At 64.4% G+C, this 25,325-nt stretch carries 23 protein-coding genes; 17 read left to right on the forward strand and 6 right to left on the reverse strand.

All coding sequences use genetic code 11. From position 1 onward, the window contains the following. Positions 1-310: 310 nt before the first annotated feature. From H3V53_RS08610 to H3V53_RS08650, 9 genes are all read left to right on the forward strand, one after another. A complete protein-coding gene (locus tag H3V53_RS08610; protein ID WP_336597595.1) occupies positions 311-811 on the forward strand; it encodes a (2Fe-2S)-binding protein in 501 nt (166 codons plus the stop codon). 10 nt (positions 812-821) lie between these two features. Then, on the forward strand, positions 822-3,209 hold the full coding sequence (locus H3V53_RS08615) for a xanthine dehydrogenase family protein molybdopterin-binding subunit (protein ID WP_336597596.1): 2,388 nt from the start codon (positions 822-824) through the stop codon (positions 3,207-3,209). Between the two features lie 12 nt (positions 3,210-3,221). Further along, the gene (locus H3V53_RS08620) at positions 3,222-4,019 is read left to right on the forward strand and encodes an FAD binding domain-containing protein (RefSeq protein ID WP_336597597.1); all 798 of its coding nucleotides are present in this window, start codon (positions 3,222-3,224) and stop codon (positions 4,017-4,019) included. Positions 4,020-4,096: 77 nt separating this feature from the next. Beyond that, on the forward strand, positions 4,097-4,984 hold the full coding sequence (locus H3V53_RS08625; RefSeq protein WP_054917853.1) for an AAA family ATPase: 888 nt from the start codon (positions 4,097-4,099) through the stop codon (positions 4,982-4,984). A gap of 5 nt (positions 4,985-4,989) precedes the next feature. Beyond that, positions 4,990-6,231 (forward strand): vWA domain-containing protein, encoded by a 1,242-nt coding sequence (locus H3V53_RS08630; protein WP_336597598.1) that lies wholly within the window; start codon positions 4,990-4,992, stop codon positions 6,229-6,231. Beyond that, positions 6,222-6,815, forward strand: coding sequence for an SRPBCC family protein (locus H3V53_RS08635; protein WP_336597599.1), 594 nt, complete (start codon positions 6,222-6,224; stop codon positions 6,813-6,815). Before H3V53_RS08630 ends, H3V53_RS08635 begins: the two co-directional genes overlap by 10 nt. Next, on the forward strand, positions 6,788-7,816 hold the full coding sequence (locus H3V53_RS08640) for an XdhC family protein (protein WP_336597600.1): 1,029 nt from the start codon (positions 6,788-6,790) through the stop codon (positions 7,814-7,816). Before H3V53_RS08635 ends, H3V53_RS08640 begins: the two co-directional genes overlap by 28 nt. A gap of 253 nt (positions 7,817-8,069) precedes the next feature. Then, positions 8,070-8,444, forward strand: coding sequence for a type II toxin-antitoxin system RelE/ParE family toxin (locus tag H3V53_RS08645; RefSeq protein WP_336597601.1), 375 nt, complete (start codon positions 8,070-8,072; stop codon positions 8,442-8,444). After that, positions 8,428-8,769 (forward strand): XRE family transcriptional regulator, encoded by a 342-nt coding sequence (locus H3V53_RS08650; protein WP_336597602.1) that lies wholly within the window; start codon positions 8,428-8,430, stop codon positions 8,767-8,769. The genes H3V53_RS08645 and H3V53_RS08650 overlap by 17 nt, the downstream gene beginning before the upstream one ends. A 26-nt stretch (positions 8,770-8,795) precedes the next feature. On the opposite strand, the gene H3V53_RS08655 is transcribed toward H3V53_RS08650, so the two are convergent. The 3 genes from H3V53_RS08655 to H3V53_RS08665 form a co-directional block, all read right to left on the reverse strand. Then, the gene (locus tag H3V53_RS08655) at positions 8,796-9,515 is read right to left on the reverse strand and encodes a PepSY-associated TM helix domain-containing protein (protein WP_336597603.1); all 720 of its coding nucleotides are present in this window, start codon (positions 9,513-9,515) and stop codon (positions 8,796-8,798) included. Positions 9,516-10,106: 591 nt separating this feature from the next. Further along, positions 10,107-11,129, reverse strand: coding sequence for a serine/threonine protein kinase (locus H3V53_RS08660; RefSeq protein ID WP_336597604.1), 1,023 nt, complete (start codon positions 11,127-11,129; stop codon positions 10,107-10,109). Positions 11,130-11,267: 138 nt separating this feature from the next. After that, positions 11,268-11,480 (reverse strand): hypothetical protein, encoded by a 213-nt coding sequence (locus H3V53_RS08665; RefSeq protein ID WP_054917862.1) that lies wholly within the window; start codon positions 11,478-11,480, stop codon positions 11,268-11,270. Positions 11,481-11,894: 414 nt separating this feature from the next. On the opposite strand from H3V53_RS08665, the gene H3V53_RS08670 reads away from it, so the two are divergent. The 4 genes from H3V53_RS08670 to H3V53_RS08685 all read left to right on the forward strand — a co-directional run bounded on the left by H3V53_RS08670 (position 11,895) and on the right by H3V53_RS08685 (position 18,458). Next, positions 11,895-15,077: an efflux RND transporter permease subunit gene (locus H3V53_RS08670; protein WP_336597605.1), complete on the forward strand. Its 3,183-nt coding sequence runs from the start codon at positions 11,895-11,897 to the stop codon at positions 15,075-15,077. A gap of 57 nt (positions 15,078-15,134) precedes the next feature. Continuing rightward, positions 15,135-16,409 (forward strand): efflux RND transporter periplasmic adaptor subunit, encoded by a 1,275-nt coding sequence (locus H3V53_RS08675; RefSeq protein ID WP_336597606.1) that lies wholly within the window; start codon positions 15,135-15,137, stop codon positions 16,407-16,409. Beyond that, positions 16,406-17,911, forward strand: coding sequence for an efflux transporter outer membrane subunit (locus H3V53_RS08680; RefSeq protein ID WP_336597607.1), 1,506 nt, complete (start codon positions 16,406-16,408; stop codon positions 17,909-17,911). Before H3V53_RS08675 ends, H3V53_RS08680 begins: the two co-directional genes overlap by 4 nt. A gap of 364 nt (positions 17,912-18,275) precedes the next feature. After that, positions 18,276-18,458 carry a hypothetical protein gene (locus tag H3V53_RS08685; protein ID WP_054917869.1) on the forward strand — a complete coding sequence of 61 codons (183 nt, stop codon included), beginning with the start codon at positions 18,276-18,278 and terminating at the stop codon, positions 18,456-18,458. Between the two features lie 161 nt (positions 18,459-18,619). Here H3V53_RS08685 and mgrA read toward each other — a convergent pair whose 3' ends face one another. Further along, positions 18,620-19,663, reverse strand: a complete 1,044-nt coding sequence (gene mgrA / locus H3V53_RS08690; protein WP_054917870.1) for an L-glyceraldehyde 3-phosphate reductase — start codon at positions 19,661-19,663, stop codon at positions 18,620-18,622. 340 nt (positions 19,664-20,003) lie between these two features. On the opposite strand from mgrA, the gene H3V53_RS08695 reads away from it, so the two are divergent. Next, the gene (locus H3V53_RS08695; RefSeq protein ID WP_054917871.1) at positions 20,004-20,204 is read left to right on the forward strand and encodes a DUF3185 family protein; all 201 of its coding nucleotides are present in this window, start codon (positions 20,004-20,006) and stop codon (positions 20,202-20,204) included. 39 nt (positions 20,205-20,243) lie between these two features. Here the strand turns inward: H3V53_RS08695 and H3V53_RS08700 are convergent, their stop codons facing one another. Then, positions 20,244-21,005: a phytanoyl-CoA dioxygenase family protein gene (locus H3V53_RS08700; RefSeq protein WP_336597608.1), complete on the reverse strand. Its 762-nt coding sequence runs from the start codon at positions 21,003-21,005 to the stop codon at positions 20,244-20,246. Between the two features lie 420 nt (positions 21,006-21,425). Between H3V53_RS08700 and H3V53_RS08705 the strand changes: the two genes are divergently transcribed. Continuing rightward, complete coding sequence (locus H3V53_RS08705) at positions 21,426-21,788, forward strand: hypothetical protein (protein WP_054917874.1); 363 nt, start codon at positions 21,426-21,428, stop codon at positions 21,786-21,788. Positions 21,789-22,032: 244 nt separating this feature from the next. Here H3V53_RS08705 and metK read toward each other — a convergent pair whose 3' ends face one another. Beyond that, complete coding sequence (gene metK, locus H3V53_RS08710) at positions 22,033-23,220, reverse strand: methionine adenosyltransferase (protein WP_054917876.1); 1,188 nt, start codon at positions 23,218-23,220, stop codon at positions 22,033-22,035. Between the two features lie 275 nt (positions 23,221-23,495). Between metK and H3V53_RS08715 the strand changes: the two genes are divergently transcribed. Next, the gene (locus H3V53_RS08715) at positions 23,496-24,380 is read left to right on the forward strand and encodes a lipid A biosynthesis lauroyl acyltransferase (protein WP_336597609.1); all 885 of its coding nucleotides are present in this window, start codon (positions 23,496-23,498) and stop codon (positions 24,378-24,380) included. Positions 24,381-24,434: 54 nt separating this feature from the next. After that, positions 24,435-25,295, forward strand: coding sequence for a diaminopimelate epimerase (dapF, locus tag H3V53_RS08720; protein WP_336597610.1), 861 nt, complete (start codon positions 24,435-24,437; stop codon positions 25,293-25,295). Positions 25,296-25,325 lie beyond the last annotated feature (30 nt).

The raw sequence follows: 25,325 nt of genomic DNA on the forward strand, positions 1-25,325 counted from the left end.
TAGAAAGCGGCTCGCCACACATGGCGAGCCGTTTTGCTTTTCGGCGCGCTTTCATCGCGACATTCGTCGGAAAGAAAGCGTCGCGCGATTCGTGCAGCGCAGCATCTTCCCGGACGCAACGATCTGCATGCGGATGACAGTTTCCCAATAGCCGCCTCCCGCTTTTTGTGTTTTACTTTTCGACACAAAGATAAAAGCACCCAACCGAGCCGGTCCCTCGAAGCAGGCAGGCGGTAGGTAGTGAAGCGGGTCCGAACCGGTCTCGCCCCAATCCGGGGCTCAATCCAAGGGCGTCCCAAGGAGACAGTTCATGGCGATCAGCATCAGTCTGACGGTGAACGGTTCACCCGTTACCGCGAACGTCGAACCACATACCCTGCTTGTCCAGTTTCTACGCGAACAGTTGCGCCTGACGGGAACTCACGTCGGCTGCGACACCGCGCAATGCGGCGCGTGCACGGTGCATCTGAACGGCCGCGCGATCAAGTCCTGCAACATGCTCGCCGTGCAGGCCGAAGGCCAGCAGGTCACGACGATCGAAGGGCTGGCGAAGAACGGCGAACTGCATCCGATGCAGGCGGCTTTCCGCGAATGCCACGGCCTGCAATGCGGCTTCTGCACGCCCGGCATGGTGATGAGCGCCACGGCCCTCGCCGACGCCAATCCCAAGCTCACGGAAGAGCACGTGCGCGAGCAGCTCGATGGCAACCTGTGCCGCTGCACGGGCTATCACAACATCGTCAAGGCAGTGATGCAGGGCGCGGACGGCATGAAGTCCGGCGCCTCGTCGAAAGCCACCACGACTGTCTGAGGAGCCCGCCATGAATGCACCCGATTCTCACCGCATGGTGGGCATGCCCGTTCGTCGCAAGGAAGACTATCGCTTCCTCACGGGCAACGGCCAATACACCGACGATATCGTCCTGCCCGGCCAGACTTACGCCGTGTTCCTGCGCTCGCCGCACGCGCACGCGCGCATCAAAAGCATCGACACGCAAGCGGCGAAACAGTCGCCCGGCGTCGTCGCGATTTTCACGGGCGCCGATCTCGCCGCTGAAAGCGTGGGCGGCCTGCCGTGCGGCTGGCTGATCCATAGCGTGGACGGCAAGCCGATGCACGAGCCGCCGCATCCCGTGATTGCGCATACGAAAGTGCGGCACGTGGGCGATCAGGTCGCGCTCGTGATCGCGGATTCGGTGAAGGCCGCGAAAGACGCCGCCGAACTGATCGAAGTCGATTACGAGGAGCTGCCCGCCGTCGTCGATACGGCGCATGCCGCCGATCCCGGCCAGGCCGCCGTGCACGACGACGTGCCCGACAACACCTGCTACACGTGGGGCCACGGCGACAAGGCGGCCACTGACGCCGCGTTCGCGAAAGCGCACCACGTCACCACGCTCGACATCGTCAACAACCGCCTCGTGCCGAACGCGATCGAGCCGCGCGCCGTCAACGCCAGCTTTTCGCCGCAGGACGACAGCTACACCGTCTACGTCGCGAACCAGAATCCGCACGTCGAACGGCTGCTGATGGCGGCGTTCGTGCTGTCGCTGCCGGAATCGAAAGTACGCGTGGTCGCGCCGGATGTCGGTGGCGGCTTCGGCTCGAAGATTTTCCTGTACGCGGAAGATGTTGCGCTAACGTGGGCGTCGAAGAAAATCCGCCGTCCGGTGAAGTGGACGGCCGAGCGTTCCGAAGCGTTCCTGTCCGACGCGCACGGCCGCGATCACGTAACGAAAGCCGAACTGGCGATGGACGCCGACGGCAAGTTCCTCGCGATGCGCGTGCACACGATCGCGAACATGGGCGCGTATCTGTCGACCTTCGCCTCCAGCGTGCCGACCATCCTCTATGCGACGCTGCTCGCGGGCCAGTACGCGACGCCCGCGATCTACGCCGAAGTGAAAGCGGTGTTCACCAACACCGTGCCCGTCGACGCATATCGCGGCGCGGGCCGTCCGGAAGCGACGTACGTGGTCGAGCGGCTTGTCGAAACGGCCGCGCGCGAGATGAACATGGACCCCGCCGCGATCCGCCGGCTCAACTTCATTCGCTCGTTCCCGTATGCGACGCCCGTCGGCCTCACTTACGACACAGGCGACTACGAAGCCTGTCTGTCGCGCGCGCTCGAACTCGCGGACGTCAAAGGTTTCGATGCGCGCCGCCAGCAGTCGGAGCAGAACGGCAAGCGCCGCGGCCTCGGCTACTCGTGCTACATCGAAGCGTGCGGCCTCGCGCCGTCGAACATCGCGGGCGCGCTCGGCGCGCGCGCGGGCCTGTTCGAAGCGGGCGAAGTGCGCGTGCATCCGACGGGCTCCGTCACCGTCTTCACCGGCTCGCACAGTCACGGCCAAGGGCATGAGACGACCTTCGCGCAAGTGGTCTCCGACCGCCTGGGCGTACCGATCGACAACATCGAGATCGTGCACGGCGACACGGGCCGCATTCCGTTCGGCATGGGCACGTACGGCTCGCGCTCGATTGCCGTCGGCGGCTCGGCGATCATGAAGGCGCTCGACAAGATCGAATCGAAAGCGAAAAAGATCGCGGCGCACCTGCTCGAAGCGTCGGCGGAAGATATCGAGTTCAAGGACGGCACCTTCCGCGTCGCGGGCACGGACCGCACCAAGACCTTCGCCGATGTCTCGCTGGCCGCGTACGTGCCGCACAACTATCCGCTCGACAAGCTCGAACCCGGCCTCGACGAAAGCGCGTTCTACGATCCGACCAACTTCACGTATCCGGCGGGCGCGTACATCTGCGAAGTCGAAGTGGACGTGGATACAGGCGAGACGCGCATCGAGCGCTTCACCGCCGTCGACGATTTCGGCAACGTGATCAACCCGATGATCGTAGAAGGACAGGTGCATGGCGGGCTCGGCCAGGGCATCGGCCAGGCGATGCTGGAGCGCTGCGTGTACGACAACGAAAGCGGCCAGCTGCTGTCCGGCTCGTACATGGATTACGCGATGCCGCACGCGTCCGATCTGCCGTCGTTCACCGTCGAAACCGCGAAGGGCACGCCGTGCACGCACAATCCGCTCGGCGTGAAAGGCTGCGGCGAAGCGGGCGCGATCGGTTCACCGCCCGCCGTCATCAACGCGATTCTCGATGCACTCGCGCCGCTCGGCGTGAAGGATTTGCAGATGCCCGCCACGCCGCATCGCGTGTGGTCCGCGATTCAGGCTGCACAAAACCCACGTCCCTGAGCGGAGGCCGACATGTACTCATTCGACTATCAACGTGCAGCCGATCCGAAAAGCGCCGTCTCCGCCCTGAAGGCCGACAGCGAGGCGAAATACGTGGCGGGCGGCCAAAGCCTGCTGCCGACGATGCGTCTGCGTCTCGCACAGCCGTCGCAGCTGATCGACGTGACGCGCATTCCGCAGCTCAAGGAGATTCGCGTCGAGCCGACCAAGGTGACGATCGGCGCGGCCGTCTGTCACGCCGACGTCGGGAATCACGCGGACGTGCAGCGCGTGTTGCCCGCGCTCGCGTTTCTCGCGGCGCATATCGGCGACCGGCAGGTGCGCGCGCTCGGGACGATCGGCGGCTCGATCGCGAACAACGATCCCGCCGCGGATTATCCCGCTGCCGTGCTCGGGCTCGACGGCACGGTCGTCACGGACCGGCGGCGTATTTCGGCGGCGGACTTTTTCGTCGGCATGTACGAGACGGCATTGCAACCCGACGAGCTGATCGTGGCCGTCGAGTTTCCCGTGCCCGAAAAGGCCGCGTACGAGAAGTTCAGGAACCCGGCTTCGCACTTCGCGTTGACGGGCGTGTTCGTGGCGAAGACGGCGAACGGCGTGCGCGTGGCGATCACGGGCGCGGCGCCGTCGGTGTTTCGCGCGACGGAGCTGGAAAACGCGCTGTCGGCGAACTTCACCGAAGCAGCCGCGCGCGGCGTGACCGTCGCACCCGACGACCTCAACACCGACATGCACGGGAGCGCGGAGTATCGTGCTCATCTGATTCCCGTGCTGACGGCGCGTGCGGTGCGGGCCGCGAACGGCTAGCGCAGGAGGCGAGCCGCGAGGCGCCCGAAGCTCGTCATGCCGCTTCGGGACCGCCTCGCTTCGTTTCAAGGAGAACCATGCAGCCCGCTTCGATCGACGAAACCCTTGCGCAGCTCTCGCGCCAAGGCTACTTCGCGAGCCGTGAACTGGCCACGGCGCTGTTTCTCGCACTGCGCATGGAGCGGCCGCTGTTCGTCGAAGGCGAGCCGGGCGTCGGCAAGACGGAACTGGCGAAGGCCGCGGCGGGCATGCTCGGCACGTCGATGCTCCGGCTCCAATGCTACGAAGGACTCGATACGGCGAGCGCGCTGTACGAGTGGGACTATCCGCGTCAGATCATGGCGCTGCGTCTTGCCGAAGCGTCCGGCGAAAAGCCCGACAGCAGCACGCTGTATCGCAGCGAATTTCTGCTCAAGCGCCCGTTGCTGCAGGCGCTGATGCCCGACGCGAACCATCCGGGCGCGCGCCGCGTGTTGCTGATCGACGAAATCGATCGCGCGGACGAGCCGTTCGAAGCGTTTCTGCTCGAACTGCTGTCGGACTTCCAGGTGTCGATTCCCGAATACGGCACGGTGCGCGCCGAGCATCCGCCCCTCGTCGTGATGACGTCGAACCGCACGCGCGAAGTGCACGACGCGTTGAAGCGCCGCTGTCTGTATCAGTGGATCGGCTATCCGGAGCGCGAGCGCGAACTGGCGATCGTCGCGGCGCGCGCGCCCGAAACGGGCGAAGCGCTGCAACGGCGTGCCGTCGATTTCGTGCATCGGCTGCGCGGCATGGATCTGTTCAAGGCGCCTGGCATCGCGGAGACGATCGACTGGTGCCGCGCGCTCGCCGCGTTGACGGTCACAGAACTCGATCCGCAATCGGTGCAGGACACGCTCGGTGTGCTGCTGAAGTATCAGGACGATCTCGCCCGCTTCGACGCCGAGCAGATTCGCGAGTGTCTGGCGGCGGCGGAGTAGCGTCAATGAACCTCGCATGCGAACCCGGCCCGGCGACGCTCGCGCGCAACGTCGTGCATTTCGTGCGGCTGTTGCGCGGTGCCGGTTTGCCGATGTCGCCCGCGCAGGCCGTCGATGCCCTCGAAGCGTTGCGCTGGATCGATCTCGACCGGCGCGACGATGTGCGCGCCGCGCTCGCGGCGTTGCTGGTGCGCGCGCCCGACGAGCGCGATCTGTTTAACGCGGCTTTCGATCTGTTCTGGCGTGATCCCGACTGGGAAGGCAAGCTGCGCGCGCTGCTGCTGCCGAAAGTGACGAGCGGCATGCCGCCGCCGAAGCGCAACAACCGGCTCGCCGATGCGCTCGCCGTGCACCACGCGAACCAGCGCAAGCAGAGCGCGCCAGCCGCCGACAAGGACCGCCAGGAGTTGCACGCGCGCGTCACATTCAGTGCCGAAGAGCGCCTGCGGCATCGCGATTTCGACACGTTGACGGCAGACGAATGGCGCACGCTGCGTCATCTGATTCGCGCTCAACGCCTGCCGCTCGCGATGGAGCGCACGCGCCGGCTGAAGGCGGCGTCGCGCGGCACGCAGGCCGATCTGCGCGCGAGCGCGCGCCACGCGGTGCGCGCGGGCGGCGACTGGACTGTGTGGAAATATCGCGCCGTGGTCGAGCGCAAACCGCCCCTCGTGCTGCTGCTCGATATCTCCGGGTCGATGAGCAACTACTCGCGCGCCGTGCTGTACTTCTGCCACGCGCTGCTGCAATCGCGCGAACGTCTGCAGGTGTTTCTGTTCGGCACGCGGCTGTCGAACGCCACGCGCGCGCTCAAGGAGCGTGACCCCGACGTCGCGATTGCGGCGCTGGCCGATCAGGTGGTCGACTGGTCGGGCGGCACGCGCATCGGCGCGGCGCTGGCTGAATTCAACCGCCGCTGGGCACGCAGGGTGCTGACAGGAAGGGCAACCGTGCTGCTCGTCACCGATGGCCTCGATCACGAAGCCATCGACGTACTCGACACCGAAATGGCCCGCCTGCGCCGCTTCGCGCATCGCGTCGTGTGGCTCAATCCGCTTCTGCGGTACAGCGAATTCTCCCCGAAGGCGCGCGGCGTGCAGGCGATCCTGCCGCATGTCGATGCGCACAAGCCCGTCCACAATCTCGATAGCCTGGCTGCGTTTGGCCGCGATCTCGCGCAATTGACGCGCGCGCCCCGCGACGCCGCGCGCGCCGCAATCACTGAAGGAGCAAGCTCATGGAGCTGACCGAAACCTACACGCTGCCGATCCCGCAGCAGCAGGCATGGGAAGCGCTCAACGACACGGAGGTGTTGCGCGCGTCGATTCCCGGCTGCGACAGCATCGAGCCCGACGGCGAGAATGCTTATGCCGTCGCGCTGAGCGCGGCCGTCGGTCCGGTGAAGGCGCGTTTCAAGGGCCGCATGGAAATCACGGAGATCGACGCGCCGCACATGTACACAATCGTATTCGAAGGACAGGGCGGCGCCGCCGGGTTCGGCAAAGGGCAAACGCACGTCAAGCTGGAACCCGACGGCGATCAGGCGACCAAACTCACCTATACGGCCACGGCGCAAGTGGGCGGCAAGCTCGCGCAGATCGGCTCGCGGCTCGTCGATGGCGCGGCTCGCAAGCTCGCGGGCGAGTTTTTCCGGCGCTTCGGCGAGCAGGTCACGGGCGGCGCTGACACTGTGCGGGCAGAATCGGCCGATTCCGGCGACACTGCGGCTCAGGCCGGCGCAACGGAAGGCGCAACTGAAGGCGCGGGCGACGGCGGCAGCGAAGAACCGAAGAGGAAGAAATCATGGACAGCGTGGATCTCGAAGTCCTGAAGAGCAGCGCGCGCTGGCTCGAACAGGGGCATCGCGCGCTACTCGTGACGGTGGTGAAGACGTGGGGCTCGTCGCCGCGTCCCGAAGGCGCGATGCTCGCGGTGCGCGACGACGGCACGGTCGTCGGCTCGGTGTCGGGCGGCTGTATCGAGGACGATCTGATCGACCGCGTGCGTCAACGCGGCATCGAGCAGACGAAACCCGAAGCGGTCAAATACGGCATCACGGCTGAAGAGGCGCATCGCTTCGGGCTGCCGTGCGGCGGGACTATCCAGCTCGTGCTGGAACCGTTGACGAAGGCGAGCGGTATCGCCGAACTGTGCGAAGCCGTCGAAGGCGGACAACTCGTCGCGCGCACGCTCGACATGCAAACGGGCGCCGCGCATCTGGGCCCGGCGCAGGCGACGGACGGCGTCGACTTCGACGACAGGCGTCTGCTGACCATACACGGCCCACGCTACCGGATGCTCGTGATCGGCGCGGGGCAGTTGTCGCGCTATCTGTGCAATATCGCGGTGGGACTCGATTATCAGGTCACCGTCTGCGATCCGCGCGAAGAGTACACGGACGAGTGGGATGTGCCGGGCACGAAAATCGTGCGCACGATGCCCGACGACACCGTACTGGACATGAAGCTCGATGAACGGTGCGCAGTGATTGCGCTCACGCATGATCCGAAACTCGACGATCTCGCGTTGATGGAAGCGCTGAAGACACCTGCGTTCTATGTCGGCGCGCTGGGCTCGCGGCGCAACAACGCAGCGCGCCGCGAACGGCTCAAGGAGTTCGATCTCACCGAAACCGAACTGGCGAGGCTGCATGGGCCGGTGGGGATCTATATCGGCAGCAGGACGCCGCCGGAGATTGCCGTATCGATACTCGCCGAAGTGACAGCGGCCAAAAATGGCGTGTCGCTGCCGACATTGCTGCAAGTCGAAGGTGCCAAGGCCGCGCGTGAGATAGCCGCGAACAGCGGGACGGCTTGCCATATTCCGGAGTAGTTTTCCGGTTTCGGTTTTCGGTTTCGGTTTTCGGTTTCGTATTTCGTTTTTGTTTCTCCTGCGGCCGCGAGCGTGTTCGCTCACGGCCGTCCCATCTCGCCGCGCCTTGGCCATTCGGCTGACTGCCGCGCGGCGCCGCTCATCCCTAGCATCGAATCTTTTCGGACGGCTGACCAGCTGTTGCTGCGCTGTGTCGTCGTTTGCAGTCACCGGTATTCCCTTGACGGAATATTCCTTGGAGGCTATATTTTCGATGACGTGGGATGTTGAGTACACCGATGCATTTCAGGCATGGTGGGAAGGTTTGCGGCAAGAGGAAAGGGAGTCGGTCGATACGACAATCTGCATGCTCGTGAAACGAGGGCCAGCTCTACCCTATCCGTATTCGAGCAAAGTGGTGCGCTCCCGGTTTGGCAACCTGCGTGAGCTACGAATCCAGCATCGTGGCAGGCCTTATCGGGTGCTGTGTGCGTTCGATCCGCGCCGCGTCGCAGTCCTCCTGCTGGGAGGCGACAAAACCGGTCATGACCGCTGGTATGAACAGAATGTGCCGCGAGCAGAAATTTTGTATCGGCTGCATCTCGTGCAGCTAGCACGAGGGGAAACTGAAAATGGCAAGGAAATATGAAGAACTGCGGGCACAGATGCCACCCGAGTCGCGGGCTCGATCCGAAGCATTGGCAGAAAAACTGCTCGCCGAAATGCCTTTGCACGATCTGCGTCACGCCCGCGGCCTGTCACAGGAAGCGCTCGCCAGGCGTCTGAACGTGAAGCAGCCCAGCATCGCGAAACTCGAGCAACGCACCGACATGTACATTTCGACGCTGCGCGATCATATCCGCGCGCTAGGCGGCGAACTGGAGATCATCGCGCGCTTTCCCGAGGGCGACGTGAAAATCACCAACTTCGCGCAGCTGAGCGAGCCCGTCGGCGAGCCCGCGCAGGATGAATAGCGGCCGCCGCTCTCTGGCCCGGCCGTTCACATCATCCCGCAAACCATCGCGGCCGCGATCGACGCGCCCACCAGCACGACGCCCACCGTCCGGCGCCTGTTCAGCTCCGTCCACAGCAGCACGCCCGTCAGCGACAGCAGAATCAGACTGCCCGCAATCGTATCGATGAGCAGCACCCAGCCGACGCTCAGCCCCACGCCTTTATGCAGGTTGTTCATCGTGGCGAGCAACGAATTCTGGGTGCGCTTCACCGACACATAACCATTGCCCACCCAATACTCCGCCTGCACGCCCTGTCCCGGCCCGGCAACCGCGACCTGCCAGAACTCCGGCTGCACGGCGCTGCGGTCGCCCCACGCCACGGGATGCGCAGGCTCGCGGCGCGCCCTGCCCGGCTTGCCGTCGATATGCAATTCGTCCTTCAGCCAGCGCGCCATGTCGCCGGGCGATTGGAAGCCCTGTGGCGGCAGCGGAAGCTGCAACTGCTCGACCTGCGGCTCGCCCGTCGACACTCTCAGCGGCCCCGCGCGGTGATTCAGCAGGAATCCCGTCGCGCCGAACAGCATTCCGAGCGCCGCGCCCCATAGCCCGACCCAGCCGTGCACCTTGCGCAACCACTTGATGAACGTCGCGCGCCGCGAACGCTGGCGCCGCGCAGCCAGCTCTGCCGCATCCAGACGAGGGATGCCCGCAGGCACGCCCGCACGGTCGGCGGGCTTCAGATCGATCTTTTCGGGCGCGTTCATCGTGCTCCTGCAAAAACGGGTCAGCGGGTCAATGGGTCGTGTGTCGCCGACGCGTGGCGACACGGTTCAATGGAAGCGGACGATGCCCGAACCGCCTACGCATGCCGTCACATGGACAGCGGCGACGGATTTCCGGGCCGAAGCAGAGGTCATCGAAGAGCTGGCTGGCGGCCGCTGAGCAAGTTCCTCGCGTGGAACCGGAGTCGGACGGCAAGGCGCCGATTGCGAATCCACCGGGGGAAAGTTGACGAAAAGCTGGCGATGCCCCTCAGATGAGAATGACTATCATTACATAGAACGACGTTTTTCTCAATCCCACGGCGGGCGCTGTCCGGACGTATTGGCGCCCAACATGCGCGCACGCTCGACCTGCTCGTACGACGAGAGCGCGAATCTCATCACCGTGACGCGCGACGCCTACAGGCGCTTCACCAGCGAAGTTGGCACACCGGAAGCGTTTGCGTAGACGCGCGCGGGCATCAAAACGATAGGCCGCGACGTGCGCGCATGTTCACGGGCTCGACGGTCCACGTTCAGCGCACGGTTTGATCCAGCGCGCGACTCATCCCGCAAAGATGCGTCGCGTGGTCGTCAGACGGGCCAGAGCGGCCCTTCCTGCATCGCGCCGATCTGCTCGCGCAGTTCGAGAATGCGGTCTTCCCAATAGCGCTGCGTGTTGAACCACGGAAACGCGACGGGAAACGCAGGGTCATCCCATCGGCGCGCAAGCCACGCCGAGTAGTGAATCAGCCTCAATGTCCGCAACGCCTCGGTCAGATGCAGCTCGCGCTGATCGAACTCGCAGAAATCTTCGTAGCCGGCGAGCAGATCCGTCAGCGCGCGCGTCGCCTCTTGACGCTCGCCCGGCAAGAGCAGCCAGAGATCCTGAATGGCAGGGCCCATGCGGCTGTCGTCGAAATCGACGAAATGCGGGCCGCCGTCCGTCCACAGCACGTTGCTTGGATGGCAGTCGCCGTGCATGCGGATGTTGCGCACGTCGCCCGCGCGTTCGAGTGCCTGCTCGACGCCTTGCAGCGCCAGATTGACGGCGGCCTCCCACGCGGCGCGCACGTCGGCGGGCACGAAGCCGTGCGCGAGCAGATAGTCGCGTGGCTCATAACCGAAGCTCTGGATATCGAGCGTCGGACGCGCCGCATAGTTTTGCGTCTGACCGACAGCATGAATGCGTCCGATGAAACGCCCCAGCCATTCGAGCGTATCCGTGCGATCGAGATCCGGCGCGCGTCCGCCGCGCCGCTCGAAGATCGAAAAGCGGAAGCCGTCGAACATATGCAGCGTGCGGCCATCGAATGTGCGCGCAGGAACGGCAGGAATCTCGCGCGCCGCCAGTTCGGCGACGAACGCGTGTTCTTCGAGAATCGCCGCATCGCTCCAGCGCTCGGGCCGATAAAACTTCGCGACGACGGGCGGGCCGTCTTCGACGCCCACCTGATACACGCGATTCTCGTAGCTGTTGAGAGGGAGCATGCGCCCGTCCGTGCGCACGCCGACGCTGTCGAGCACGCTATCGAGCGCGTCGAGCACGACTTCCGGCGTGAGCCGGGCGAAGGGAACGGCGTGGCCGTCCTGCGAAATGGGAGTGTCTTCGTTCATGCCCGCATTGTGCGCCGTGGCGGGCACAAAAACGAGCGGAAACACTCACCGGCATGAAACGGCAGCTGGCCCGCGGCGCACGCTCCGCGCAGCGGAGAACCGACTGCACAGCGGCCGCGAGCAGACAGCCGCCCGCGATCAATGCACCTGCGCGCCAGCGGGACGAACGAACTCGCCCGTGTCGATCAGATCTTCGAGGAAAAAGGGTTCCGTGTTCAGAATCTTCGACGTACCGGGCTCACCGGCATACCACGCCACCATCGCCATGTCGCCGAGAATACGCATTACGATTCCGCGCGCGCCCTGCGGCACAGCGATATGCACGGATCGAACAATAGAACCGACTTGCATGATGTTTCCCCGTTCTCCCAATTGCCGGCTTGTTTGGGACTGCGCCGGTCAATGTGCTGATAAAAACGCCGCACCGGACAAATGGTTGCGCGCGCACCTGAAGCGAAAATCAAGGGCCCGGATCGACTCGCACCCGAACTGCCGATGCAAATGCCCCAAGCCCATTGTTGCCCGTTTGGGCAGTTTGGCAAAGCAAAAAGTAAGGCCTCGCCACTTACGAAATCCTGACTGTAACGCCTCGTAACAGGGTGATCATAAACCGGAGCGCACGCCCGTCTCAAAAATGCCGATGTAAGCTACGATACGCGCTATATTCCTGTCGCGCACGCCCGGCCGGGCCGCCGTCCGCACAGCGCTCGCTCAATTCGCTGCCGCCAGAAGCAGCACGCTCCGCCCTCACCGGACCGCTCTTTCATGTGGATCGTTCGTCTCGCGCTGCGGCGCCCCTATACGTTCGTCGTCCTCGCGCTGCTGCTGCTGATCATCGGTCCGATGACGATCCTGCGCACGCCTACGGACATTTTCCCGAACATCGACATTCCCGTGCTGTCGGTGATCTGGACCTACACCGGCCTGCCCGCCGACGAAATGGAAAAGCGCATCGTGCTGAACTACGAGCGCGGGCTGTCCGTCGCGGTGAACGATATCGAGCACGTCGAATCGACTTCGCTGAACGGCATTGCCGTCGTGAAGATCTTTTTTCAGCCGCACGCGAACATCAACGAAGCGCTCGCGCAAGTCACGGCACTGTCGCAGACGCAGTTGCGCTCGCTGCCGCCCGGCATCACGCCGCCGAACATACTGCGCTACAACGCATCCACCGTGCCTATCCTGCGCCTGGCGTTGTCGTCGAACACGCTTACCGAACAGGAACTGTACGACTACGGTAACAACTTCCTGAAGACGCAACTCGCAACCGTGCCCGGCGCATCGGCGCCGTTGCCGTACGGCGGCAAGCAGCGGCAAATCATGGTCGATATCGATTCGCGCAAGCTGCAGGAGCGCAATCTGTCGCCGATGGACGTGGTCAACTCGATCACCGCGCAAAACCTGATCGTGCCGACGGGCACCGCGAAAATCGGCTCGACTGAATATTCTGTGCAGATGAATTCGAGCCCGGATTCCCTCGCAGGACTGAACAATATTCCCATCAAATCGGGGTCGAACGGCACCGTCTATATTCGCGACGTCGCGCATGTACGCGATGGCTATCAGCCGCAGACCAACATCGTGCGCGTGGATGGCCAGCGCGCGTCGCTGCTGACGATCAACAAGAGCGGCAACACGTCGACGCTCGAAATCGTCGACCGCATCAAGACGATGATGCCGACGCTGCGCAATCTCGTGCCCGAGTCGCTGAAGATCGATCCCGTCGCGGATCAGTCGCTGTTCGTGCGCGCTTCCGTGCAAGGCGTGCTGCGCGAAGCGCTGATCGCCGCGTGTCTGACGGGTCTGATGATCCTGCTGTTCCTCGGCAACTGGCGCGCGACGCTGATCATCGCTGTGTCGATTCCACTGTCGATGATCACGTCGATCATCGCGCTGTCCGCGCTCGGCGAAACGATCAACATCATGACGCTAGGCGGGCTCGCGCTCGCCGTCGGCATTCTCGTCGACGACGCGACGGTGGCGATCGAGAACATCAGTCATCAGCTGGAGCAAGGCAAGAACCTCGAACAGGCGATTCTCGACGGCGCACATCAGATCGCGATTCCAACGCTGGTCTCCACGCTGTCGATCTGTATCGTGTTCGTGCCGATGTTCCTGCTCACAGGCGTCGCGCACTTCCTGTTCATCCCGCTTGCCGAAGCCGTCGTGTTCGCGATGCTCGCGTCGTACTTCTTCTCGCGCACGCTCGTGCCGACGCTCGCGAAGTACCTGCTGCGCCATCACCATCGCGCCGCCGACCTGCATCATTCGGGCACGACGCGCAATCCGTTCATGCGCGCGCATCTCGCGTTCGAACGCGGCTTCGAGAACGTGCGCGCGCGTTATCACGCGTTTCTGGTGGCGCGCGTCGCGCGGCCCGGCATCTTCGTGACGGGCTTTCTGGTGTGCTGTCTCGCTTCGCTGCTCTTGATGCCGTTTCTCGGCCGCGACTTTTTCCCCGCTGTCGATGCGGGCACGATCGCGCTGCACCTGCGCGCGAAAACGGGCATGCGCGTGGAAGAAACGGCCGTGATCACGGATCGTGTGGACGCCCGCATCCGCGAGCTGGTTCCGCGCGACGAGCTGCATTCGATCATCGACAACATCGGCCTGCCCGTGTCGGGCATCAACCTGTCGTACAGCAACACAGGCACGATCGGCACATCGGACTCCGATATTCTCATCAGCCTGAATGAGGATCATCGTCCCACGGCCGAATACGTGCGCAAGCTGCGCCGCACGCTCTCCGACGAATTTCCCGGCGTGCAGTTCGCATTCCTGCCCGCCGATATCGTGAGCCAGACGCTGAACTTCGGCATGCCGTCGCCGATCGACGTGCAGATCGTCGGGCGCGACGTCCAGGGCAACCGCGCATTTGCCGCGCTGCTGCTCGACAAGCTGCGCGCGATTCCCGGCCTCGCCGACGCGCGCATCCAGCAGCCGTCCGACCTGCCGCGCATCTATGTGGACGTCGACCGCACGCGCGCGCAACAGGCGGGCTTTTCGCAGCGCGATGTGGCGAGCAATCTGCTGATCACGCTATCCGGCAGCCAGCAGACCACGCCGACGTTCTGGCTCAATCCGCGCAATGGCGTCAGCTACAACGTCATCACGGAAGCGCCGCAATACACGATGGATTCGCTGCAGTCGCTAGCGAACATTCCGCTCAACGCGAACGGCCACACGAACATTCTCGGCGCGCTGTCGACGATGCACCGCATGGCGGGCAATGCCGTGCTTACGCACTACAACGCGCAAACCACGATCGACATCTACGGTACCGCCGACGGCCGCGATCTCGGCGCCGTCTCCGATGACATTCAAAAGATCATCGCCGACACCAAAGCGCAGTTGCCGAAGGGCTCGTCGATCGAGCTGCGCGGCCAGGTGCAGACGATGAACGACTCGTTCTCCGGCCTGTTCGCGGGGCTCGTGTTCGCAATCGTGCTGGTGTATCTGCTGATTGTCGTGAACTTCCAGTCGTGGCTCGATCCCTTCATCATCATCACGGCTTTGCCCGGCGCGCTGGCGGGCATTGTCTGGATGCTGTTCCTCACGCACACCACACTGTCGATTCCGGCGCTCACGGGCGCGATCATGTGTATCGGCATTGCGACGGCGAACTCCATTCTCGTCGTCAGCTTTGCGCGCGAGCAGTTGCTCGAACACGGCGACGCGACGCGCGCGGCCATCGAAGCGGGCTTCACGCGTTTTCGCCCGGTGCTGATGACGGCGCTCGCGATGGTGATCGGCATGGTGCCGATGGCGATCGGACTCGGCGAAGGCGGCGAGCAGAATGCGCCGCTCGGGCGCGCGGTGATCGGCGGTCTGGCTGTGGGCACGATTGCGACGCTGGTGTTCGTGCCCGTGGTGTTTTCGATGATCTATCGACGGCTGTCGGAACGGCGCGCGCGTGCCGCCGCCCATGTCGTCCACAAACCGCAATGACGCGGCCGACGTTCATAACAACGATGCGCAAGCACAGTATCTGGATCTGGAGTGCAGATGGAAGGCAATCGTCCTGATGAGTCCGCGCCACACGGGGTTGGCCCGCGCAACTCATCGAAACGCTCGCGGCTGATCGCGATAGGCGCGGCTGTCGTCGTGCTCGCGCTCGCCGCGCAGGGCATCTGGTCGCGTCACGACGCGCACGCCGCGCTCGAACGCGAAGCGCAACACGCCGCGCAACTGAGCGTCGAAGTGGTGAAGCCGCAGAAGTCGACAGCCGCACTCGATCTCGTGCTGCCCGGCAACGTGCAGGCGTTTCTCGACACGCCGATCTACGCGCGCACCAACGGCTATCTGAAGAAGTGGTACGCCGACATCGGCGCGCGCGTGAAGTCGGGCCAGCTGCTCGCCGAAATCGACACGCCGGAAGTGGACGACCAGTTGCGCGCCGCGCGCGCCGACCTCGCCAACGCCGAAGCCAACTACGCGCTCGCGAAAAGCACTGCAAATCGCTGGACGGAAATGCTGCGCAGTAACTCGGTGTCGAAGCAGGAAACCGACGAGAAAGTCGGCGACATGCTCGCAAAGAAAGGCACGCTCGACGCCGCGCGCTTCAACGTTGCCCGGCTCGAAAAGACGCAGTCGTTCCAGAAGGTGTATGCGCCTTTCGACGGCATCGTCACCGCGCGCAATGTCGATGTCGGCGCGCTGATCGACGCGGGCAGTTCGGGCGGACCGGCGAAGGAACTGTTCCATGTCGCGCAGGCGGACCGGTTGCGCGTGTACGTGAACGTGCCGCAAGCCTATGCGCAGGACGTGAAGGCGCAGCAGAGCGCGTATCTGACGCTGACGGAGACGCCGTCGACGCACTATCCAGGCACCGTCGCGCGCACTTCGGGCGCCGTCGATCTGCAGCAACGCACGATGCTCGTCGAAGTGGACGTGGACAACGGCAACGGCGATTTGCTGCCGGGCGCGTATGCGCAGGTGCACTTCGCGCTGAAAGCGCAGGCCGCGCCCTTCACGCTGCCCGGCAACGCGTTCCTGTTTCGTCCCGACGGCGTGAAAGTCGCGACCGTCGATGCGCAGCAGCGCGTGAAGCTCGTCACCGTCGCGCTCGGCACCGATTACGGCACGCGCGTCGCGGTCGCGTCGGGGCTGAAGGGCGATGAGCAGGTGATCCTGAATCCGCAGGACTCGATCGTCGACGGCGCGGCCGTGCGCATCGTGTATCCGAAGGCGGGCGCGGCTTCCGGCGCGGCTTCCGCTTCGGCTCCCGCTGCTGGTTCGGGCTCCGCCGCGGGCGAACAGACCGCGAAGGCGCCCCAATGACCACGCGCCGCCTGCGTCTACGTTCCACCGTGCTCGCGCTCGCCGGCGTGAGCGTGCTCGCCGCGTGCACGGTGGGTCCCGACTATCAGCGGCCGACGACGGCCGCCGCCGCGACCTACAAGGAACTCGAAGGCACCGGCTGGAAAACGGCCGAACCCGCCGACGCGAAAATCCGCAGCGCCTGGTGGGAAACCTACGATGATCCCGCGCTGAACGCGCTCGAACAGCAGGTCGCGAGCGCCAACCAGAACGTGGCGGCTGCGCAGGCCCGCTTTCGCGCAGCGCGCGCGCAGGTCGCGCAGCTCCGCTCGGAGTTCTTTCCTCTTGTGACCGCCAACGGCGGCTACTCGCGCGCACGGTCGTCGGAGAATGTGAAGTTCAAATCGACGGCTGGCAGGACGCTCGACGACTGGATCGTCGGCGCCGATGCGACATGGGAACCGGACCTGTGGGGCCGTGTGTCGCGCAGCGTCGAAGGCGCGAAGGCAGGCGCGCAGGCGAGCGCCGCCGACGCGCAAAGCGTGCTGCTGTCGATGCAGGCCGAAGTCGCGACCGATTATTTCGAGCTGCGCGGCATCGACCGCGAGCGGCAACTGCTCGACGACACGATTGCCGCGTACAAGGAAGCCGTCGACCTGACGCAGAACCGCTACAAGGGCGGCATCGCGACGGATGCCGACGTCGCGCAGGCGCAGACGCAATTGCGCACGACACAGGCGCAGGCGATCGATCTCGGCGTGCAGCGCGCGCAACTCGAACATGCCCTCGCGATCCTGACGGGCGTGCCGCCTTCGACGTTCTCGCTGCCCGTTGCGCCACTCGTCGCGGTGCCCGTGATCGCGCCCGTCGGCGTGCCGTCGACGCTGCTCGAACGGCGCCCCGACATCGCTTCCGCCGAACGCCACGTGGTCGATCTGAACGCGCAGATCGGCGTGGTGACGGCGGCGTATTTTCCGAACCTGATTCTCTCCGTGACGGGCGGGCTCGAAGCCACCAACTTCAGTCAGTGGCTGCTTGCGCCGAGCCGCTTCTGGTCGCTCGGCCCGTCGCTCGCCGGCACGCTGCTCGACTTCGGCGGCCGTGCTTCGCGCAAAGCCGAGGCGCAGGCGAACTACGACGAAGGCGTCGCGCAGTATCGGCAGACGGTGCTGACGGCGTTCGGCCAGGTCGAGGACAACATCGCCGCGCTGCGCGTGCTCGAACAGGAAGCGCAGGCGCAGGACGACGCGGTGTCGGCCGCGCAGCGCTCGCTCGCGATCATGACGAACCGCTACAAGAACGGCGCGATCACCTATCTCGACGTGGTCGTCGCGCAAACGACGGCGCTCACCAACGAGCGCGAAGCCGTGTCGATCGCGCGCCGGCGGATGGCCGCGAGCGTCGCGCTCGTCAAGGCGCTGGGCGGCGGCTGGGATACCTCCGCGCTGCCAACCGACGAGCAGCTCACGCATCCCGACGCAGTCGACCAGCCGGCCAGCATGCCCGCCGCGACGCACGGTTAGGTGCGCGCCTTCGAAGCGTGAAACGCGGCGCTGGCTGCCGGTGTCGATGTCATGGGACGCACTTATAGCGCATCGTGATGTGCTTCCGCTTATAGCAGCGCTCGCTAACGTTTCGACGCGCAAAACGCATATTCAGAAAGGTCGGCGTAAGCGGACCGCGCGCGGCGCAACCCATTCGCCGGCGCTGCCGTAAATCGCGCCAAGCCTTGCGGCGCTTCGCTCTGCCGGCTCGGCGACAGATGCATTCGCGCTTTATCCCACCATATGCGCCGACATCGTCGCCTATACTCGATTCAGGCGCGCCGCATGCAGTCGAACGATTTCGACGTCGCGCGCACGACGAACACACATACAGGAGACAGGCATGCACTACTTCACGATCGGCGATTTCATTCTGGTCATTCCGATGGCGTTGGCGGGGGCGCTCTTCCTTGGCGCACTGCCGTGCAAGACCGAGTTCAAGCACAACACGCTGAGAGTGTTGGGCGCGCTGCTAGGGGTGGTGTTCGCGGTCGTGCTGGTCGAGGGGTTGCCGGCGCTGGTGTAGGGGCGTCGTTGCCCGCAACGCACGAAAGGCGGCACGCCGACACCCGCCGGGTCTCGACGTGCAGATGAAAAAGCCGCCTCATGAGGCGGCTTCTGCATGCCGGCTTGTGCCTGTTGTGCCTGCTTGCCGGGCCCGTCGGCCCAGCTCGCACACACCATGGATCAGATGTGCTGATCCGTCGAAGGCTTCTCCCACAGGTTCACGCCGCCCTCCGTCGCATAGCGATCGATCTCCGCCAGCTCCTCCGCCGAAAACGACAGGTTCTTCAGCGCCGCGACGTTTTCGCGCACCTGCTCGGCCTTGCTCGCGCCGATCAGCGCCGACGTCACGCGCGGATCGCGCAGTGTCCAGGCGAGCGCCATCTGCGCGAGGCTCTGGCCGCGACGCTGCGCGATGTCGTTGAGCTTGCGCACGCGCTCGATGTTCTGCTCGCTCAGATGCTCCTGCTTCAGCGAGCCGCCGCCCGCCTTGTTCACGCGTGCATCCTGCGGCACGCCGTTCAGGTATTTGCCCGTCAGCAGTCCCTGCGCGAGCGGCGTAAACGCGATCGCGCCCGAGCCCGTCTCTTCGAGCGCGCCGAGCAATTCCTTTTCGATCCAGCGGTTCAGCATGTTGTACGCGGGCTGATGGATCAGGAGCGGCACCTTGTATTCGGCCAGCAGCTTGGCCATTTCGCGCGTCTTCTGCGCCGAATACGATGAAATGCCGATGTACAGCGCCTTACCCTGCTGCACGGCGCTCGCCAGCGCGCCCGCCGTTTCTTCGAGCGGCGTATCGACGTCGAAACGATGCGAATAGAAGATGTCGACGTAATCGAGACCCATGCGCTGCAGGCTCTGGTCGAGGCTCGCGAGCACATACTTGCGCGAGCCGCCGCCCTGGCCGTACGGGCCGGGCCACATGTCCCAGCCGGCCTTCGACGAGATCAGCAGTTCGTCGCGATACGGCCGGAAATCGTCCTTGAAGATGCGGCCGAAGTTCGTTTCCGCGCTGCCGTACGGCGGCCCGTAGTTGTTCGCGAGGTCGAAGTGCGTGATGCCGAGATCGAACGACGTGCGCAGGATTTCGCGTTGCGTGGAGATCGGCGTGGTGTCGCCGAAGTTGTGCCACAGGCCAAGCGACAGCGCCGGCAGTTTGAGACCAGACCTGCCGCAAACGCGGTACTGCATGTCCGAATAGCGTGCTGAAGCTGCTTCGTAAGCCATTGATGGAGTCCTTGTCGAGAACTGGGGGGAGTCGGCGATGCGGGCTGCGCATCGCGTGGTGAAGGGTGTCTCTGTTTACGTTGCTTTCTGCGTTGTATTCAGGCGCCGTCAGCGTGAGGTGACGCAACGGGTGTCGATACCGATGCGTTTTGATACCGGTATCATGCGCGGGTTCCATGATGCCCTCGTGCCCGGCCGTCAGCGCCCGTTCAATCCGCATTCAACCCGCTATGTTAGCCAATCGACGTGTTCGCTGCATGCGCCCGGACGCGAACATGGACTCGGCGGCAGCGATCACCTAGACTTTCGGCCACCGTCATCCATCGATAAGGATTGGTTCATGACCAAAGCGATTTCGCTGGCATTGATCGTCGGCGGCGTGGTGCTGCTTTACTTCGGCGGACAGTCGTTTCATTCGTTCAGCAACGACGTGTCACGCGTGTTCACGGGCGCACCGACCAACAAGACGATCTTTCTGATCGCAGGCGGCATTGTCGCGACGCTCGCCGGACTGATCGGGCTTGCGTCGTCGAAGCGCTGACCGTAATGCGCTAGCCGCCGCGCGCGAAGCGAGCAGCGCTCAGAACGCCACTTCGGGCTTCGACGCCGAGCGCGAGCCCGGCAGCGGCACGTTGCTCGCGCCGTGATACGTGAACACGAGCGAGAACTTCACCTGGTCGGTCAGATTCTTGCCCGCCGAATGCAGCGTGTTGCAGTGGAAGAAGACCACGTCGCCCGCCTTGAGCGCGGGCGAGACCGCTTTCTGGATCAACGCCTGGTTCTCCGGCAGATCGGAGCGGAAAAACTTCGCTTCGTCGAAACGGTCGGACGTGAATGCCGCCGTGTGCGAGCCGGGCACGAACCACAGCGCGCCGTTATCGACGGTTTCGTCGCCGAGCGCGAGCCACACGGACACCAGATCGTCCCGTTCGAACGACCAGTAACGCACGTCGCGATGCCAGCCCGTCAGGCTGCCGTACGCGGGATGCTTGGTCATCATGCAGTTGTGGTGCGCGCGCGAAAGACGCGGCTCTTCGCCGAAGTACAGCTCCATCCAGCCGCGAAGTTCGGGCGCCGTCGCCCATTCGGCGAAGCGCGGATGACGCGCGTAGGCGTCCAGCAGGCGACGCACGGTATGGCCGCCGGGCGCATGTTTCGATTCCGGCGCGCCGGGGTAGCGCAAGTCCGCTTCGAACTCGACGGGCGGCGCGGCTTCGTGTAACTGCTGACGCGCGATCCGTTTCATCTCTTCGCAGCGCTCGGGCGCGATGAGCCCCGGTACGATGACGAAGCCCTGCTCGCGCAGCACCTGAATCTGCTCTTTCTTCGAATGGACTGACATGGACGTTCCGTTCAACCTGCGTTCGTTCGACAACCGATCCTCATTGTAAAACGGGCACGATCGTGCCGTCCCAGACGATGAAGCGATCGGATGATCCGTTCGCCATTCCGGCGGGCAAACTTGCACGCCGGCTGGGCAGGCGTGCACGCTCGTCGAGCGCAAAGGGCGCGATCGCGCGAGCGTGCGCCCCGGAAAAACCCCTATCCCTCTGGACTTTCGACGGTCACGAATCGCGTGTAGCCTGTCGCACATGTCGATTGCAGCACACGCTATTCCGCTATCGGCACGGCCATCCGCAGCCGCTGCTGATCATTCCATCATTCCTCAGGCTATTGCGTCCCGCTCGCTGGCATGGATGGTGCTGCTTTTGCGGCACTTTTCGTCGCTTGCCACGCGACTCACGCTGCCTGATTTGAAGCCATGCATAGTCCATTGAGCACTCGACTCTCACGCGCGTTCAACGCCGCGCGTCCCGCACGCCGCCATGTGGCGCGTGCGCTGCGTCACCATTCCGCCCGCACGCGGGCACTCGCCGAGCAACTGCGCGACGCGAAGCCTGTCGATAGCGTGCGCGTCTGGTTCCACACGTTCTTCAGCGCGTTGCGCATGCAAGGCGCGTCGCGGCGCTTCTCGCTGCGTACGATGCTGCGCAATACGGCGAGCGTGCGCATGCTCGGCGCGTCGCCGCGCGCCGCGAAACCCGCCAGCGCGACGCACAGCACGAGCCGCCGTCCGCGCCGCGTGTCGGCGACGAGCGAGGGCTGGTTCGCGTTTGCACGTTGAGGCTTCGGGCGCTCCTGTCGCTCGTTTCGCTCGCTGCACCACTTGGCGCGTACGTGCGCTCGCACGCAGGGGTGCGCGTCGGTTGGTGCGTGACGGCAAGGGCTTCGCGCGACGCGCGCACGAGACAAAACGAAAACGCCCTGCATGCGCTTGACAGCACATGCAGGGCGTTTCTGTTTCTGTTCCCAGCTTCGCGAATGCCACCGCGCGACGATCAGCCGCGCGGCTTCTTCAACGCATGGAATCAGGCGAGAGCGGCAACGGGCTCGGTGCCGGCGGCTTCCGCCAGTGTCAGCGCCTTGTCCGTGGCTTCCCACGAGAATTCCGGCTCTTCGCGGCCGAAGTGACCATACGCAGCCGTCTTTTCGTAGACGGGGCGCAGCAGGTCGAGCATCTGGATGATGCCCTTCGGACGCAGATCGAAGTGCTCCTGAACCAGACGCGTGATCGTCGCATCCGACACGCGGCCCGTGCCGAACGTGTTGACCATCACGGAAGTGGGCTGCGCGACGCCGATTGCGTACGACACCTGGATCAGCGCGCGCGATGCGAGGCCCGCTGCGACGATGTTCTTCGCAACGTAACGGCCAGCGTACGCCGCCGAGCGGTCGACCTTCGACGGGTCCTTGCCCGAGAACGCGCCGCCGCCGTGCGGAGCCGCGCCGCCGTACGTGTCGACGATGATCTTGCGGCCCGTCAGACCGCAGTCGCCTTGCGGGCCGCCGATCACGAACCGGCCAGTCGGGTTCACGAGGAACTTGATGTCGCCCTTGATCAGCTCAGCCGGCAGCGTCGGCTTGATGATCTCTTCGATCACGGCTTCGCGCAGTTGCGGCAGGTCGATGTCCGGCGCGTGCTGCGTGGACAGCACGACGGTGTCGATCGAATGCGGCTTGCCGTCGACATAGCGAACGGTAACCTGCGACTTCGCGTCCGGGCGCAGCCAGGGCAGACGGCCGTCGCGGCGCAGGTTCGCCTGACGCTCGACGAGGCGGTGCGACAGATGAATGGGCAGCGGCATCAGTTCGGGCGTTTCGTCGCATGCGTAGCCGAACATCAGGCCCTGGTCGCCCGCGCCTTGATCGAGATTGTTGTCGTGCGCGCGATCGACGCCTTGCGCGATATCCGGCGATTGCTTGTCGTACGCCACGAGCACCGCGCAGCCGCGGTAGTCGATGCCGTAGTCGGTGTTGTCGTAACCGATGCGCTTGATGGTTTCGCGCGCAACCTGGATGTAGTCGACGTTGGCCGTCGTGGTGATTTCACCTGCGAGCACGACGAGACCCGTGTTGCACAGGGTTTCGGCGGCGACACGCGAGTATTTGTCCTGCGCGAGGATTGCGTCGAGGATGGCGTCCGAGATCTGGTCGGCGACCTTGTCCGGATGGCCTTCGGAGACGGATTCTGAGGTGAAGAGGTAATCATTAGCCACGTTGCAGGCTCCTTTTTAATGGTTACGGTTGGGTTTCACGTAGCCTGCTTCGAGCCTGAAGCGGCGACGCTTTAGCGGATTTCCTTACCGCCGGACGCCTATCCGAAAGATAAACGTCCGCCGGCTTCGCCCCGCAAGTTGTCTATTAACTCGGCGAAGCCCTTATTATAGCGACTTCTTTCATTTGTCACAGAGTGCGTGCACGTGCGGTATATCGACACTTTCGGTCAGTTTCTAAACCTCGCGGACCAACATCGACTGATGGAGGCCGCCGCATGCTGAGCCGTCTGGGCGTCAACTTCGCCATCGGTCTGCTCAAGCTGTTCGCGTTGCTGCCGTATGGTTTCGTCGCGCGGCTGGGCGACGGCCTCGGCTGGCTGCTCTATCAGATTCCGAGCCGACGCCGCCGCATCGTCCACACCAATCTGAAGCTGTGCTTTCCCGAGTGGAGCGACGAGCGTCGCGAGGACGTCGCGCAAAAGCACTTCCGGCACGCGATCCGCAGCTATCTGGAGCGCAGCGTGCAATGGTTCGGCTCGGCGAAGAAGCTCGAAAAGCTGGTCCAGCTCGACAGCGAAATCGATCTCACCGATCCCGATCTGCCGCCTACGCTGTTTCTCGGTTTTCACTTCGTCGGCATCGAGGCCGGTTCGATATTTCTCAATTACTCGCTGCATCGGCCGTGCGGCTCGCTATATCAGCCGATGTCGAACCAGCAGCTCGAAGCCGTGGCGAAAGCGCAGCGCGGCCGTTTCGACGCCGAAATGGCGAGCCGCGCCGACAGCGCGCGCATCGTGCTGCGCTGGCTGCGCGAGCGCAAGCCGGTGATGCTCGGCGCCGACATGGACTACGGCATGCGCAATTCCACCTTCGTGCCGTTTTTCGGCGTGCCGACCTGCACACTGACGGCCGTCGGGCGACTCGCGAAGGTCGGGCGCGCGCAGGTGGTGCCGTTCATCGGCGAAGTGCTGCCGAACTACAAGGGTTATCGGCTGAAGGTGTTCAAGCCGTGGGACAACTACCCGACGGGCGACGACGAGGCCGACGCGCGCCGCATGAACGCGTTTCTCGAAGAGCAGATTCCGCGCATTCCCGAGCAGTATTACTGGGTGCACAAGCGCTTCAAGACGCGTCCGCCGGGCGATCCCAGCTTTTACTGACGCGTGTCCATGCTCCGTGGGCGAGAGCGGTCGTCCGTCACTTACAATAGCGGGATGAAACTGAAATTCACGAAGATGCACGGCGCGGGCAACGATTTCGTCGTGCTCGACGGCTACACGCAACCGCTCAACCTGACGCAGGCGCAGGTGCGCGCGCTCGCGAACCGGCATTTCGGCGTGGGCGCGGACCAGTTGCTGCTGGTCGAGAAACCGACCGTCGACGGCGTTGATTTCAGATACCGCATCTTCAATTGCGACGGCGGCGAGGTCGAGCATTGCGGCAACGGCGCGCGCTGCTTCGTCAAGTTCGTGCGCGACACGGGCCTCACCGCCAAACGCAGCGTGCGCGTGCAGGTGCAAAACGGCCTGATCACGCTGACCATGCAGGACAACGGCGAAGTCGTCGTCGATATGGGTGCGCCCGTGTTCGAACCGGCCAGGGTGCCGTTCGACGCAAACGGCCTCGACACGCGCCGCGAAGGCAACGACACGCTCTACGCGCTCGACGTCGACGGCGCGACGCGCTGGGTCTCGGTCGTGTCGATGGGCAATCCGCACGCGGTGCAACTGGTCGATGACGTCGAGGCGTTTCCGGTGCTCGTCGACGGTCCCGTGATCGAGAACCATGCGCGCTTTCCGCAGCGCGTGAATGCGGGTTTCATGCAGATCGTCAGCCGCAACGAGGTGAAGCTGCGCGTCTACGAGCGCGGCGCGGGCGAGACGCTCGCGTGCGGCACGGGCGCGTGCGCGGCCGTCGCGGCAGGCATCCGGCGCGGGCTGCTGGATGCGCCCGTGAAGGTGCACACGCACGGCGGCGCATTGACCATCGCGTGGGACGGCAAGCCCGAGTCGCCGCTGATGATGTCGGGACCGGCAGCCACCGTGTTCGAAGGCGAGATCGAAATCGCCGATTGAGCCGATCAGGCCGATTAAGCTAGCCGAATC

The sequence above is a fragment of the Paraburkholderia bengalensis genome (assembly GCF_037126505.1).
GTDB classification, from domain to species: Bacteria; Pseudomonadota; Gammaproteobacteria; order Burkholderiales; family Burkholderiaceae; genus Paraburkholderia; species Paraburkholderia bengalensis.

What these genes read in the sequence shown, in the direction of transcription:
- H3V53_RS08610 (WP_336597595.1), top strand. Translation starts at nt 311, where the DNA reads ATGGCGATCAGCATCAGTCTGACGGTGAACGGTTCACCCGTTACCGCG.
- H3V53_RS08615 (WP_336597596.1), top strand. Translation starts at nt 822, where the DNA reads ATGAATGCACCCGATTCTCACCGCATGGTGGGCATGCCCGTTCGTCGC.
- H3V53_RS08620 (WP_336597597.1), top strand. Translation starts at nt 3,222, where the DNA reads ATGTACTCATTCGACTATCAACGTGCAGCCGATCCGAAAAGCGCCGTC.
- H3V53_RS08625 (WP_054917853.1), top strand. Translation starts at nt 4,097, where the DNA reads ATGCAGCCCGCTTCGATCGACGAAACCCTTGCGCAGCTCTCGCGCCAA.
- H3V53_RS08630 (WP_336597598.1), top strand. Translation starts at nt 4,990, where the DNA reads ATGAACCTCGCATGCGAACCCGGCCCGGCGACGCTCGCGCGCAACGTC.
- H3V53_RS08635 (WP_336597599.1), top strand. Translation starts at nt 6,222, where the DNA reads ATGGAGCTGACCGAAACCTACACGCTGCCGATCCCGCAGCAGCAGGCA.
- H3V53_RS08640 (WP_336597600.1), top strand. Translation starts at nt 6,788, where the DNA reads ATGGACAGCGTGGATCTCGAAGTCCTGAAGAGCAGCGCGCGCTGGCTC.
- H3V53_RS08645 (WP_336597601.1), top strand. Translation starts at nt 8,070, where the DNA reads ATGACGTGGGATGTTGAGTACACCGATGCATTTCAGGCATGGTGGGAA.
- H3V53_RS08650 (WP_336597602.1), top strand. Translation starts at nt 8,428, where the DNA reads ATGGCAAGGAAATATGAAGAACTGCGGGCACAGATGCCACCCGAGTCG.
- H3V53_RS08655 (WP_336597603.1), bottom strand. Translation starts at nt 9,515, where the DNA reads ATGAACGCGCCCGAAAAGATCGATCTGAAGCCCGCCGACCGTGCGGGC.
- H3V53_RS08660 (WP_336597604.1), bottom strand. Translation starts at nt 11,129, where the DNA reads ATGAACGAAGACACTCCCATTTCGCAGGACGGCCACGCCGTTCCCTTC.
- H3V53_RS08665 (WP_054917862.1), bottom strand. Translation starts at nt 11,480, where the DNA reads ATGCAAGTCGGTTCTATTGTTCGATCCGTGCATATCGCTGTGCCGCAG.
- H3V53_RS08670 (WP_336597605.1), top strand. Translation starts at nt 11,895, where the DNA reads ATGTGGATCGTTCGTCTCGCGCTGCGGCGCCCCTATACGTTCGTCGTC.
- H3V53_RS08675 (WP_336597606.1), top strand. Translation starts at nt 15,135, where the DNA reads ATGGAAGGCAATCGTCCTGATGAGTCCGCGCCACACGGGGTTGGCCCG.
- H3V53_RS08680 (WP_336597607.1), top strand. Translation starts at nt 16,406, where the DNA reads ATGACCACGCGCCGCCTGCGTCTACGTTCCACCGTGCTCGCGCTCGCC.
- H3V53_RS08685 (WP_054917869.1), top strand. Translation starts at nt 18,276, where the DNA reads ATGCACTACTTCACGATCGGCGATTTCATTCTGGTCATTCCGATGGCG.
- mgrA (WP_054917870.1), bottom strand. Translation starts at nt 19,663, where the DNA reads ATGGCTTACGAAGCAGCTTCAGCACGCTATTCGGACATGCAGTACCGC.
- H3V53_RS08695 (WP_054917871.1), top strand. Translation starts at nt 20,004, where the DNA reads ATGACCAAAGCGATTTCGCTGGCATTGATCGTCGGCGGCGTGGTGCTG.
- H3V53_RS08700 (WP_336597608.1), bottom strand. Translation starts at nt 21,005, where the DNA reads ATGTCAGTCCATTCGAAGAAAGAGCAGATTCAGGTGCTGCGCGAGCAG.
- H3V53_RS08705 (WP_054917874.1), top strand. Translation starts at nt 21,426, where the DNA reads ATGCATAGTCCATTGAGCACTCGACTCTCACGCGCGTTCAACGCCGCG.
- H3V53_RS08715 (WP_336597609.1), top strand. Translation starts at nt 23,496, where the DNA reads ATGCTGAGCCGTCTGGGCGTCAACTTCGCCATCGGTCTGCTCAAGCTG.
- dapF (WP_336597610.1), top strand. Translation starts at nt 24,435, where the DNA reads ATGAAACTGAAATTCACGAAGATGCACGGCGCGGGCAACGATTTCGTC.